Source organism: Cytobacillus firmus NBRC 15306 (genome assembly GCF_001591465.1).
GTDB lineage: Bacteria > Bacillota > Bacilli > Bacillales > Cytobacillaceae > Cytobacillus > Cytobacillus firmus.
The window spans coordinates 1-12,378 of record NZ_BCUY01000037.1 but is presented as its reverse complement, the minus strand read 5'-3'; the positions used below and the strand labels follow the sequence as shown (position 1 = coordinate 12,378).

12 protein-coding genes and 1 riboswitch are annotated in these 12,378 nt (G+C 45.9%); of the genes, 5 read left to right on the top strand and 7 right to left on the bottom strand.

Going from position 1 to position 12,378, the window contains the following annotated elements:
• Window positions 1–26: 26 nt before the first annotated feature.
• The gene (locus tag BFI01S_RS24510) at window positions 27–956 is read right to left on the bottom strand and encodes a methyl-accepting chemotaxis protein (protein ID WP_061792824.1); all 930 of its coding nucleotides are present in this window, start codon (window positions 954–956) and stop codon (window positions 27–29) included.
• Between the two features lie 60 nt (window positions 957–1,016).
• Window positions 1,017–1,100: riboswitch (cyclic di-GMP riboswitch) on the bottom strand.
• A gap of 166 nt (window positions 1,101–1,266) precedes the next feature.
• Between BFI01S_RS24510 and BFI01S_RS11930 the strand changes: the two genes are divergently transcribed.
• Window positions 1,267–2,793: a peptide chain release factor 2 gene (locus tag BFI01S_RS11930; RefSeq protein WP_061792848.1), complete on the top strand. Its 1,527-nt coding sequence runs from the start codon at window positions 1,267–1,269 to the stop codon at window positions 2,791–2,793.
• Window positions 2,794–3,166: 373 nt separating this feature from the next.
• Here BFI01S_RS11930 and BFI01S_RS11925 read toward each other — a convergent pair whose 3' ends face one another.
• Window positions 3,167–4,378: an MFS transporter gene (locus BFI01S_RS11925; RefSeq protein ID WP_061792823.1), complete on the bottom strand. Its 1,212-nt coding sequence runs from the start codon at window positions 4,376–4,378 to the stop codon at window positions 3,167–3,169.
• Window positions 4,379–4,649: 271 nt separating this feature from the next.
• Here BFI01S_RS11925 and BFI01S_RS11920 point away from each other — a divergent pair, with 271 nt between their 5' ends.
• Window positions 4,650–6,266, top strand: a complete 1,617-nt coding sequence (locus tag BFI01S_RS11920; RefSeq protein WP_061792822.1) for an SWIM zinc finger family protein — start codon at window positions 4,650–4,652, stop codon at window positions 6,264–6,266.
• Window positions 6,259–9,078 (top strand): DEAD/DEAH box helicase, encoded by a 2,820-nt coding sequence (locus BFI01S_RS11915; protein ID WP_061792821.1) that lies wholly within the window; start codon window positions 6,259–6,261, stop codon window positions 9,076–9,078. Before BFI01S_RS11920 ends, BFI01S_RS11915 begins: the two co-directional genes overlap by 8 nt.
• Here BFI01S_RS11915 and BFI01S_RS11910 read toward each other — a convergent pair.
• The gene (locus tag BFI01S_RS11910) at window positions 9,029–9,472 is read right to left on the bottom strand and encodes a hypothetical protein (RefSeq protein ID WP_061792820.1); all 444 of its coding nucleotides are present in this window, start codon (window positions 9,470–9,472) and stop codon (window positions 9,029–9,031) included. The genes BFI01S_RS11915 and BFI01S_RS11910 overlap by 50 nt on opposite strands.
• 204 nt (window positions 9,473–9,676) lie before the next feature.
• On the opposite strand from BFI01S_RS11910, the gene BFI01S_RS11905 reads away from it, so the two are divergent.
• Window positions 9,677–10,075 carry a helix-turn-helix domain-containing protein gene (locus BFI01S_RS11905; protein ID WP_061792819.1) on the top strand — a complete coding sequence of 133 codons (399 nt, stop codon included), beginning with the start codon at window positions 9,677–9,679 and terminating at the stop codon, window positions 10,073–10,075.
• 148 nt (window positions 10,076–10,223) lie between these two features.
• On the opposite strand, the gene BFI01S_RS11900 is transcribed toward BFI01S_RS11905, so the two are convergent.
• Together BFI01S_RS11900 and ssb are read right to left on the bottom strand one after the other, a co-directional pair.
• Window positions 10,224–10,415: a hypothetical protein gene (locus BFI01S_RS11900; protein WP_235831166.1), complete on the bottom strand. Its 192-nt coding sequence runs from the start codon at window positions 10,413–10,415 to the stop codon at window positions 10,224–10,226.
• Between the two features lie 5 nt (window positions 10,416–10,420).
• The gene (gene ssb / locus BFI01S_RS11895) at window positions 10,421–10,789 is read right to left on the bottom strand and encodes a single-stranded DNA-binding protein (protein ID WP_061792817.1); all 369 of its coding nucleotides are present in this window, start codon (window positions 10,787–10,789) and stop codon (window positions 10,421–10,423) included.
• Window positions 10,790–11,055: 266 nt separating this feature from the next.
• Between ssb and BFI01S_RS11890 the strand changes: the two genes are divergently transcribed.
• Complete coding sequence (locus BFI01S_RS11890; protein WP_061792816.1) at window positions 11,056–11,514, top strand: YwpF-like family protein; 459 nt, start codon at window positions 11,056–11,058, stop codon at window positions 11,512–11,514.
• Window positions 11,515–11,533: 19 nt separating this feature from the next.
• On the opposite strand, the gene BFI01S_RS11885 is transcribed toward BFI01S_RS11890, so the two are convergent.
• The gene (locus tag BFI01S_RS11885; RefSeq protein ID WP_061792815.1) at window positions 11,534–11,803 is read right to left on the bottom strand and encodes a hypothetical protein; all 270 of its coding nucleotides are present in this window, start codon (window positions 11,801–11,803) and stop codon (window positions 11,534–11,536) included.
• A 134-nt stretch (window positions 11,804–11,937) separates the two neighbouring features.
• A complete protein-coding gene (fabZ, locus tag BFI01S_RS11880) occupies window positions 11,938–12,366 on the bottom strand; it encodes a 3-hydroxyacyl-ACP dehydratase FabZ (protein ID WP_061792847.1) in 429 nt (142 codons plus the stop codon).
• Between the last annotated feature and the right edge of the window lie 12 nt (window positions 12,367–12,378).

Here is a 12,378-nt window from a genome sequence, read left to right as displayed (position 1 = left end):
GTCCCACCATATCGTTTAATCATTATCTATAAGATACTCTTAAAGCCCCTCGCCTGCTCATCCAGCTTTCTTGCTGCTTCCCCGATATCTTTAAATGAGGATACCGCCTGTTCATTAAGTACCTGGTTTTCAGTTATGCCGGACTGCGATTGCAGGGTGGCGTCACTGATTTTGTTGATTTCAGCTGATATTCCTTCGATATGGGCGTTGACTTCCTGGATGGAGTCCTGCACCCGGTTTGCGAGCTTTCGCACTTCTCCGGCAACGACGTTGAAGCCTCTGCCATGTTCGCCGGCACGCGCTGCTTCTATGGCTGCATTTAAGGCGAGCAGATTGGTTTGCGCCGCTATTTCCCGGATTGTTTTTACGATGCTGCCGATGGATTGTGCCTGTGATTTGAGAGAATGGAGGATTTCCAGGTTTCCTTTGGACTCATGAACGAGCTTGCCTATTGCCTGAGCGGCCTCCTCGCTTCTTTCAATTCCAGCTTTTGCTTTTTCACTAAGGGCTTCTGACATTTCCTGCAGCTGGGATGCCACCTGTGCGGTATTCGTTTCCCGTTCCGTTATATCCGTAGCAATTTTCAAGACACCAGCAACCTTGCCGTCATCGCCGAATACCGGTGTGTATGTTGCCTCGAGCCAGATTAATTCCCCATTCTTGGTCACACGCTGGATTTTTTCCTGAAAGCTATTGCCATTGCGCAGATTTCTCCAAAGCTCCTGATATTCCCTGCTGGCTGCAAATTCAGGAGTGCAAAATTGCTTATGCAGCATATTCGGCATTTCTTCTGCCCGATATTTGACGGTGCGGGCAAAATTCTCATTTGCCCAAAGCACTTTCCCGTTTCCATCAAATTCAATCATAGCCAGAGAATTTTCAATTGCAGCCAAAACAGCTTCTTTTTCAAGAACTTGTGTACTTTTAAAATGATTAGGCTGATTAGTTGTAAGCATGCTCTTCCTCTTTTCAAAAAAGTTTGTCAGAACATATCCCTACAAGAGCACTGGTCCCCTGTAAGTGCTGGCCGGTTGCGCTACTAGCTCAAATTCATTAAAGCGCCCAATTCCCATTGAATTCTCATTGCTTCCAACTTGTTCCGTTCATAAGTCTATAGTACTAGGTTCGGTTAGGCATCACAATTTTCAATGCTCTGCCGTCCATAATACTGAAAATTCAAAAAACTAATCACTAAGACTCATGATTCCCATAATTAGTAAACGTAGAATAGAACTGTAAGAGATTATGCAGAAGGGATGGATTTATCTGAAACATAAATTAATCGCGTTATCTTTAGCCTCTGCTTTAAGCTTTTCGCTTTTTCCGGAAAGAAGTCTTGCCGAGCAGACCGCGGTGGAAAACAAGGCGATCATACCTGGCGCGCATACAGTAACAGAACAATACTTTGACGGTGCCGGCAACAGCTGGCTGACCACTAAGAATCCCCTCCAATATCAGCAGGCAACTCTTTACGGCAATATCGGTCTGGCTCCTTATCTATGGGGAAATGCAGCGGAAGGAACCGGATGGCATCAAATGTACAAGCCTGCTTCTGTAACGGGAACTCAGGTAAACGGCAGTTTTGAAGATGCCCAGTTTGTTATAAGGGTTCCGGACCACTGGAATGGCCGGCTGGTTGTTTCGGGAATCCCGGCGACAAGAAATGAAACATCGACCGATCTGCTTTTCAGCGATTATGTCCTGGAAAAAGGATATGCTTTTGCTGCGATCGATAAGGGCACCCAGGGTGAGGCTGATTCGGCTGATCCATTGGCAAAAGTAAAGAATGCCTTAGTCGATGAAGATGATAGTGTAGCAGAATGGCATCAGCGGTTCCGCCAGGTTACGAAAGCATCACAGCAGTACTTAGCCAGCCATTATTCGGATGGGCTGATCGATCCGGCAGATTCTTCTGATCCTGCGAGTGATTTAGTATCGGCAGAACATAAGATTCCTACATATGCGATGGGGATTTCCAATGGCGGCTACGTCGTGCGCTATGCTCTTGAAAATGACGATCCGGAGAAAACCGGAGAACCCCGCCTTTTCGATGGAGGAGTCGACTGGGAAGGCGTTTTATGGACGGAGAAAAAGGAAAATTTAATCAGTTCCCTGACCACTGTTGTGAATCATGCGGAGGAAGCTTTGTATGGCAGCGGCAAAGAACAGAAAAAAGCGGTTAAAGAGCTATACAAAGCAGGTTTGCCAAAAGGGTCGGAAAAACTGTGGGCCTACCATGATCAGGTATACTGGTTTGTTTCGCTGAATATCTATCGGGACCATTTTGATCCGGAAGCACCCGGCCGGACGGAATGGAGCAATTACCTGAACTTCGTTAATGGCGTGAGAGACCGTTCCTATGATCCTATTTTTGAAGAATATAAGTATGTGACCCGTCCAAAAGAAGTGAAAGAAAATATTAAGGAAGTGGCCAATACTGGAGATATTGATGTGCCGCTGATCTCTTTCACGGGATCACTGGACGCGCTGATTTTCCCGGAGATCCATGCAAAGGGGTATCAAAAGCTGGTCAAGAAAGCTGGAAAGCAGGATCTTCACCGGATGTATACGATTGAGAACGGCAACCATGTCGACAGCCTTGTCTGGAACCCGGGCACCGATCCGGATCAAGAACTTCAGCCTCTGCTGCCTTATGCTCATCAATCATTTGACCTGCTAGTTGACTGGGTGGAAAACGGAAATGCGGCTCCTGCGAGCAAAACGGTTGATGCACCGGAGAACCCGGTTAAGGTCATTGATTTGAAAACTGGGCTGGAACGGGATCCCCGTTAGGCTGGTGGAGATGTCGTTCGGAAATTGGACAAATGTCTTCCGCACAGAAATTGAGGCTATCCGCACATAAACTGTTTTTAGTGGCTCATGATAGAATATCAAGGCGGTTATTTGAGGAAGAAAGATGCCCCAATCGTTATAGATTGGGGTTTTTAAGAGTTTTTTGGTAAATAAGCAGTTCTCTCCTGCTTCGGGTTTGTGCTGGAAGGCAAATTATATCGCTCTGGGCGAAGGTTACCCCCGGCTTCGGACTGTATCTGGCGATTTCCTGCTTTTTGTGTCTGAAGTTGGACCGGGTTCGGACTCTAACTCGGGCGCTCGTACATTCTGTGTCCGAAGTTCTCCCAGATAACCCCGCTCATCCCTCTCAAAATCAGCGAAGAACCTTCCGGCTTCCCGCCATCAGCCACATCACTACCGGAAGCAATCCAAATGAAACCAAGGTAATCCCCGTCCAGCCTCCGGTCTGCCATACCAGGCCGGCAAGCGTACCTCCGGTTGCGACTCCAAGATAATAGCTTACAAGATAGAGGCTCGAGGCACCGGCTTTGTGATGGGCAGCGCGTTCATTTACAATAGCCGCCATCAGTGAATGCGCCACAAAGAATCCCAGACAGGTCAGGCATAGACCTATTACAATTACCGATAAGGCGTGCACATTTGTAAGCAAGGTCCCTCCTATTAAAATGAAAGTTCCAACCGAGACCAGTTTGGTTTGCCTGAAATAAGAGGATAGCCTTCCGCCCAGAATGGAGCCAGCTATACCGAAGCTGTACGCCAGGTAGGTAAAAGAAATATTTTTTACAGAGAGATTAAAAGGATCCTGTTCGAGATAAAAAGGCAGGTATGTCCATACTCCTGTAAACGAGAACTGGAGGAGGATCCCCATCGCGAATGCAGGGAAAAGCTTCGTATTTTTCAGATGTGAGCCCATGCCTGACAAGTCTTTTTGTACAGATCTTTCACTTGGCTTAAAATAATGAGATTTTGGCAGAGTCATAAAATAAATGATGAATAGCAAAATGGAAAATCCAAACAGGCAGTAGACAGAAGTCTGCCAGCTGGCCATATCTGCAATGTACCCGACGAAGATGCGGCCGGCCATTCCGCCAATTGCATTCGCTGCAATATACATGGTGATGCCGAGGCTGATGCTGCCTGGAGCGAGCTCCTCCCCTAAATAGGCGATGGCTGCTGCAGGCAGCCCCGCTATGCAAAAGCCCTGCAGGAAGCGAAGCACCAGAAAGGTTTCAAAATTAGGCGCAATGGGCAATAGCACCAGCGGAATTATGGTGCAGACAAGTGTGAAATTCATAATGGAAACCCGTCCGATTCGATCAGACAGAAATCCGAAAAATAATAATCCGAAAATCATAGAAACTACAGCAGCAGACAGTGATAAACCGGCTGCTGCAGATGTGATGTCAAATGAATCTGCCAGCAGCGGCATAATCGGCTGCACAAAGTATAAATTGGCGAATACTAAAATGGATGCACTTGTCATTGCAATCATCATTTTTTTGAAGCCTGCATCCTGCAGCGAATATTTAGTTGATTCTTCTTGTTGAACATTTACAGCAGTCATTTCCCCACCCTGTTCCACTAAAGCGCTAAATCCATCATACCATTTTATTTAGGGGAAATCGAAAAACTCCGAATATTCACCTCGTATGATTTCCTTCCCAAATTTCCTTCTGGTATTTTTGAAACAGCGCGCACCTTCATTCCAGCTGTCCTAAATGTTATAATAAAGGAATGTACTTTACAGGGCCGACTAATCCGTTTTACGGGAGCCTTGTTCTAAATAGATTCGACAAAATTCGGGTGGTGCCTGTCACCAATAAGGAGGTATGAACATGATTCCGGAGCGGTTTTTGGAGCCTTTGGAGTTTGCAGCGAATGAGCTGAAGGGGCTGCTGCGGGCTGAGAATGAGGAGGATGCGCGCCTGGTGCAGAAGGGGCTGATGCTTTATCGGCAGGGGCTTGTGTATCAGCTTCGTTTTGAGGGTGATACGGTTTTGGCGACGGTTCAAGATGTAACTCCGGCAAAGGTTGAGCTGGACCTTGAATTCATTCATTTGAGTGAGTGTTCCTGTCCGGCTGAAGGTTTTTGCCGCCATCAGACTGCGGTCTTTCTGCAGCTTCTCTCTAAAGCCAGAAGTGTGTCCATGTGGATTGAAGAATGGCGGAAGCCGATCAAGGAAAAACAGACCGCCAAGAATTGGGGGCTTCAAAAAGCGAAGGATCTTTTGAAATCCTCCGGCCAGATGAAGGCGGATTATGATCGCTGGGTTGCTGTATTCGACGAAAGCTTTACCGAGCTGATGGAAAAACAGGGAGAACCCCGTCCTTATGTCCTGCCTGAGCTTTTCCATGTGTATCTGCGCCGCATGAAAGCGGGAGCACCGGTAGAGCAGGAATGGAAGCTTCTTTACCTTCTGATCGGCTATGTTTTTTCTTTTAAAAAGCTGATGGCGCTGAGCAGAAAGTACGGCCATGGCGAGGAATTGATTGACCGCTATTACCGCCATCTCTATCAGTCCTTGATGGAAGATTCCACCCAGATCATGTATAAATTGTCGGTTCACTCCCTTCCCTTCGCATTCGATCAATTTATCGAAAAGCTGAAGGATGATTCTGGCGGACTGATCACCGGTTCTTTTGGGATGGAGTATGAACGAACCCAATTATACCGGCTGCTATGGACACATTTTTTCAAAAAGAAAGAGTGGCGTGAAGCGGAGATCGAGAAGCTGAAATCCTCCATAAAAGAGGAGCCTAACCTGCCGTTATTGGCTGGCTATGTGCATCTTCAAATTCTTGAACGCAATGATGAACAGGCACTCAATGTTTTAAATGTGCCAAATGTCTTAATGACACCTTACATGCTTTACTGGCTCGATTACTTTTCAGCCCAGAAGGACTGGAATCGAATGGGCCCGTATGCAGAAGCATTTATCCATAAATTACGTGATTATCTGAAAGAAATTGATGACTATTACGCCTGCATGGATTTTACCCGGATGTCCATCAAGGCGATTTCTCCTTATTGCCTGGAGAGCAGCAAAATGGATTTGTACGAGAAAGCCCTGATGGAGACGCTACCGTACAGCTATAGTGACTATGAATATTTGCTTTTTGAAAAAGGCGAATTCATGAAATGGGCGGACCTGCAGGCGTTCATTGGCTTTGATCTTGATTCTCTTGGCAAGGACCGGATCAGGGAAATCAGCAAAAAGGAGCCGTCCATCCTCCTGCCGCTATATCATCAATCCATAACGGGCCACATTAATATGAAAAACAGAGATCATTACCGCGAGGCCGTCCGGAAAATGAAAAAGCTTCGCACGCTGTACAACAAGCTGAAACGCCAGGAAGACTGGCATCTTTTTCTTGAATTGCTGCTTGAAAAAACGAAACGTCTCCGCGCCTTTCAGGAAGAATGCAAAAGGGGTAAGCTAATCGATGCTTAAAACGAGATTTCTCCATGTGAAAGTGAAACCAATAAACAATGACCGCTACCTGATTTTTGCTGTTAATGAAGAGGGTCGCCTGCTTTCTCCGAAGGAATGGAAGCCTCTTCTTTTTAATCATCACAGGGAAAGCTTTTTCGGAACCATGCTTGATGCTGCAGAGGCAGACGGGATTAAGGGGATCTCTGTAAGCGGATGGCAGCTTGTCACCCTGTTTGCGGCAGAGCAATTCAACCGTTTGATTGATTGGAGCTGGGATGAAACGGCCGAAATTCTGCTGGCCTCCTCTCATGCACTTTATGATTCGATCGTGGACCAGGAATGGATGCCGGATTTTGCCGCCTGGGAACAAGGTCAATTCCGCTGGGCACTGCCGGAAAGTGTGATCGCCGAATTCGGCACAAACTTTTGGGAGCAGACAGTAGAAGGCTCTCCAGTCAGGGAATTTATCGGGGATTTATTTCACCGCTCCCTTGATGGCTATATGAATCAAAACCATGAAGCGAAAGCGCAGTTCGGTGAAAAGCTTGAAGCCTTGCGGAGTGAGCACCTCTCACCGCGGGATCTTGCAGCTTATTTTGATGAAGAAAGCTGGCAGGAATGGATCGGAGTTAAATCAAATGATGCTCCTTTCTCGATCGGACTTAAGCTGGAAGAGCCCGGGGATATCGATACCAGCTGGGATTTGACGATATTTCTGCGCGGAAAAAAGAATCCTGATGTATTTGTCGATTACAAGGATTATTCGAATTATCCGCATGACTGGCATGATTACGAGGATTCAATTGAAAAAGAGATCCAGCGCTGGCTGGAGCTTTTCCCATGGCTTGAAGGCAAGCCCAGCGGGATTTCGACTATGCTGACGGAAGATGAAGCCTGGACTTTTCTGACAGAGGCAAGCGAAACCATGCTGGCACTTGGCGTGGAAATTCTGCTTCCATCGTGGTGGCAGGCTATGAAGAACGCAAGCCTCAAGGTAAAAGCAAAAGTGAAGGGAACCGGCAGCCACCGTCCTTCGTTTGTCGGGCTGCAGTCGATGCTTGATTATGATTGGCGTTTCAGCATGGATGGAGTTGACTTAACAGAGGAAGAATTCCGGGGCATGGTAGAGGAAAAAAGACGGCTCGTCTATGTTCGCGGCCGCTGGATTAAGCTGGATCCCCATTTTGTCCGCCATATCCAGGATTTAATGAAGAAAGCGGAAAAAGAAGGTTTGCATGTCCGTGATTTGATCGAGCAGGAACTTATGGCTGACGGGAGCACGCAGGAAGACGAGCTGGATAACCCTAAGGCATTTGCCCGGATTCAGATTGAGCTTAACCGCCAATGGAAACAGATGGTGAAGCAGCTCCGCGATATTAAAAACCTTCCGCTTGAAGAGGTCCCTGCAAGCTTCAAAGGTGATCTCCGCCCTTATCAGAAGCTCGGGATGAGCTGGCTGCTGTTTTTGCGCCGCTATGGTTTTGGTGCCATTCTGGCAGATGATATGGGACTTGGAAAAACGATTCAGCTGATCTCCTATCTTTTAAAAGTTAAAAAAGAGGAAGACAGCGGCCCATCTCTCATTGTCTGCCCTACATCTGTACTCGGGAACTGGCAAAAGGAAATCGAGCGATTTGCCCCTGGCATGAGCGTATATCTTCACTACGGATCTAACCGCCTGAAGGGAGAAAGCTTTTCTGAAAAAGTAATGGAGTCTGATATTGTACTGACTTCCTATGGACTAACCCATATGGATCTGGAGGATTTTGAAGCAATTGAGTGGAGCTCCATTTCAATTGATGAAGCCCAGAATATTAAAAATGCGCAGACAAAGCAATCGAGAGCTGTCCGGACGTTAAAGGGCAAGCATCATATTGCCCTCACCGGAACGCCGATGGAAAACCGGTTGACCGAGCTCTGGTCCATTTTTGACTTTACGAACCACGGCTATCTCGGCAGTCTCGGGCAGTTCCAGAAGCGCTATGTTCTGCCGATTGAGAAGGATGACGACAAAAATAAAGTTAAGCAGCTGCAGGCCTATATCCGCCCCTTCCTGCTCCGCCGCACGAAAAAGGATGAGGATGTGGCCCTGAACCTGCCCGATAAGCTTGAGCAGAAGGAATATTGTCCGCTGACTGCTGAGCAGGCTTCACTATATGAGCAGCTTGTCCAGGATACATTCGCACAGATCGAAAAGCTGTCAGGTTTTGAGCGCAAAGGCCTGATTCTGCAGTTATTAAGCCGCTTAAAGCAGCTGTGCAACCATCCGGCCCTTTATTTAAAAGAAGAGAAGCCTAAGCATGTCCTTGAGCGTTCTGTAAAGCTTGAAAAGTTAAGCGAACTTGTCGGCGCTGTTCATGAGCAGGGAGAAAGCTGCCTGATTTTTACCCAATATATCGAAATGGGGAATATGATCGCCCGCCTGCTGAAAAAACAATTCGGATTCGACGTGCCGTTTTTAAACGGAAGCGTGCCAAAGCAGGAACGGGATAATATGATCACCCGTTTTCAAAATCATGAATTTCCGGTATTCCTGCTGTCGCTAAAAGCCGGAGGAACCGGTTTGAATCTGACGGCAGCAAACCATGTTATCCATTATGACCGCTGGTGGAATCCTGCCGTTGAAAACCAGGCAACTGACCGCGCCTACCGGATTGGGCAAAAACGCTTTGTTCATGTGCATAAAATGATTGCCACCGGCACACTCGAGGAAAAAATTGATGCTATGCTTGAAAAAAAGCAGACCCTTAATGACCAGATTATTACGAGCGAGAACTGGATTACCGAGCTTTCAACAGATGAGCTGCGGGATCTGGTTCACCTGACATAGAGCTGGTACAGTCTTCAAGTCCTTGATATGCATAAAGGCTTGAAGGCTGTTCTTTTATTTTTGCATATTCCGGCTTATTAGGTTTTTGCGTCAGAAACGTGACTTTGCTGCCTTTTTTTATAATAAAACAGGATAGCAGCTGATATGTAGGTTTCTTGTCCCCGGCGTTAATTGCCACCTGGCTTAATAAGAAGTTAAACTTGTAGTGAAGAGTTCGTTCCGTATCGTTGAACATAAGTGAAGTATGGCTTCTAAGAGGAATTCGTTGATAGGATTTATTATTCTGGAGCTTAATGAGCTGAAGCGCATCAAAGAAGCTTGGCTGATGATTAGTATTTAGACTTTTATTTTCTGTCTGAAAATACAGGTACCCGGTTTTATCTCCTTTACCCACTAAATCCCCTCCTTTTTATTATTTTCAAAAAATATATTCGACATATTCCGTGAAAATCCTCCCTGGTTCCTTTTACCCATATAGCATAATTCCTTATTCGTGAATAATAATCACTTTATATAACGTGACTAAAGTTCACAACCGGCCTTTTCAACTGCTATTCCCGCTAAGTTAAAAGAAAGAAAGTAAACGGCGGTGAAAAGGATGTCTTTATCTGAAATACTGAAAAAATTAAGAACGGACCGAAAGTGGACTCAGGATTTTGCTGCTGAAATGCTGAAAGTGGATCGCTCAACCATCAGCAAATACGAAACAGGCAAGGTCACCCCCACTTACCAAACCCTCCTACAAATGGCAGAAGTATATAAAGTGGACAAGACCTTATTGACTGATGAATTGGAGAACCCGTCCTCCTACTCAGCGGACAAGTCCATTTTAAAAGAAAACCCGGATGATAAGGATATGGAGATGATCCGGGAAATCATCAGCCAATATCCGGACCTGAAAAAAACCCTCCTGGACATATACACCTTTAACGAAAAGAAAAAAGCCCTCGCTGTGAGAGTGATTAAGAACAATATTCAGGCGTTGAAGGATTTCTAGGATAATCGACAAAATTCGGGCGGTACCTGTCACCATAAAAAAATAACCCGGCACAAGTGTACCGGGTTCCAATTCGGGGAAGTTTTGGGGATATGATTGATTTTCTATAGGGAAGGAATATGTGTGGACAGCTGGTTGGGGGATGCCGTCAGTTCATGATGGTTAAGCGTTTAGGTGTTTGCCGCTCTTGTGTATGGCTGTTTTGCATGACTGTTTCACGGATGAGCGATTCAAGCTGGAGGACTCGTTTGTTCAGATCATCGACTCTCTGGTTTGATTTTCCGAGCATCTTGATGAGGCTTTCGAGCATATATTCCAATGCCTTTACTCTTTCAGACACTTCATTCAAAACGGAAGCTCCTCCTTGGTCACGGTCACCGGCATTTCCTCAGTCTTCTTCCTGTCAAGAAAGCGGACGGTTTCCGCTACCACCTCTGTTACATAAATCCGTTTCTTTTCCTGATTATCATAATGCCGCGTCTGGATCCTTCCGGTTATCCCAATCAGGGTGCCTTTCCGGCAATACTGCGATGTGTTTTCCGCCGTTTTCTTCCATAATGTGCACTGCACAAAATCCGCATCGATTTCACCCTTCTGGTTGCGGTACTGGCGGTTTACTGCCAGCGTCACATTCGTCACCGGGATCCCTTCCTGTGTCCTTTTCAGCTCAGGATCCCTTGTCAGCCTTCCCACCAGGGTCACTTGATTGATCATGGTTTTCATCTCCTCTCTTTGGTAGCCTTATCATAGCCGGAACTTCTCCACTGTGTAAAAAAGCCAAAATGTGTTTTTCATAGTGCTTTTTTGCCAAAAACACCCCTAAAATTCAATTTTCGGCCCCTTTTCCGCAAAAAACTGCCTCGAAAATTCGATTTTCAACATTAGAAAAAAGAAAATTCGACAAACTGTCAAATTCGCTTTCAGTTTTGGCTGTGTTATAATTTTTTATAGACAACTTATTTTAGAGATGGAGGTAAGCCATGAAAACATTTAAACTTGTTTCTCTGCAATTGGTGGAAGAAAATGGCCTGATTGATATTGAACTGGATGATGGATTGATTATTAATAAAGAAGACGAAAAGAGCAACTGGCTTTTGGAGGCATTTATTGATAAATCCTATCTTGAGTACTTCAAAAAGCGCGCTGATGATAAGGACGAGCTGACCATCCAAGTTGTTATTACGAAAAAAGAAAACGATCCAGCCGCATTCCAAACTAAAATTACCTCTATCAGCGAACTGGAAAACCATATCAGCATCCTTTTTGAGGGATCACTCAAAAGAACGAAAAATGATTACGCAGAATTGCTGCTCCAGGACCTCTTGGACAAGGGATATATCGGCAACAATCTCCTCGACGAATTCAAGGATAAGATGCAAAGCAAGCCGCGCCTGGCTGCTGCTAAAAAGGAAAATAAAGAAACTCCCGCTCAGTCATGACGGGAGTTTTTCTTTACTATTACTCATCCTTGTTATCTTCATCCTGCATATCAAGCTTATCTTCCACAGCGTCTTCGCCCGGCTCGTTGTCGTCTTCCATCAAGTCGCCGTCGTCATCTGTATTGATGTCGTTATCATCTGTATTTTCATTCAGATCATTCACATCACCATTTTCCTCAGTGATTGTATCATCCTCCGGCGGCGGCTCCTGGTCGTCAGTGGCACAGCCTGCCAGTAGCATGGCGGAAAGAACGGATCCTCCGATAAGTGTTAAAAGCTTTTTATTCATCGTAAAAGCTCCTTTCAAAAGGTGTATTGTCGACCTGCTGCATTGGTCTTCCTTTATATTTCCCAAAAACCGAAACAACTTGCATCTATTTTTACAGAAAAAATCCCGCACATTGTATACGGGATTCTCAATAATTATCTTTCAATCGCAAACATAATTTCCGCTTCCATCGCGACTTCGCCATCCACGGTCGCACGGGCTTTGCCTTTTCCGATTCCTCTGCGGACGGAAAGAAGTTCTACCTCCATGAGGAGTGTATCGCCCGGCCGCACCTGGCGTTTCCAGCGGCATTTCTCCACACCGGCAAAAAAAGCGAGTTTACCTTTATACTCATCCAGTGACAACAGCGCCACAGCACCTGTCTGCGCACAGGCTTCAAGCGTCAGACATCCCGGAAATACATTGTAATTAGGGAAATGCCCATTGAACACTTCCTCGTTGGCACTAACATTCTTTTTGCCGACAGCCCGTTTTCCAGGCTCAAGTTCTTCAATGGAATCCACAAACAGGAATGGATACCGGTGAGGGATGATTTCTTTGATTTCTTCTACATTTAATTTCATATGTATCGCTCC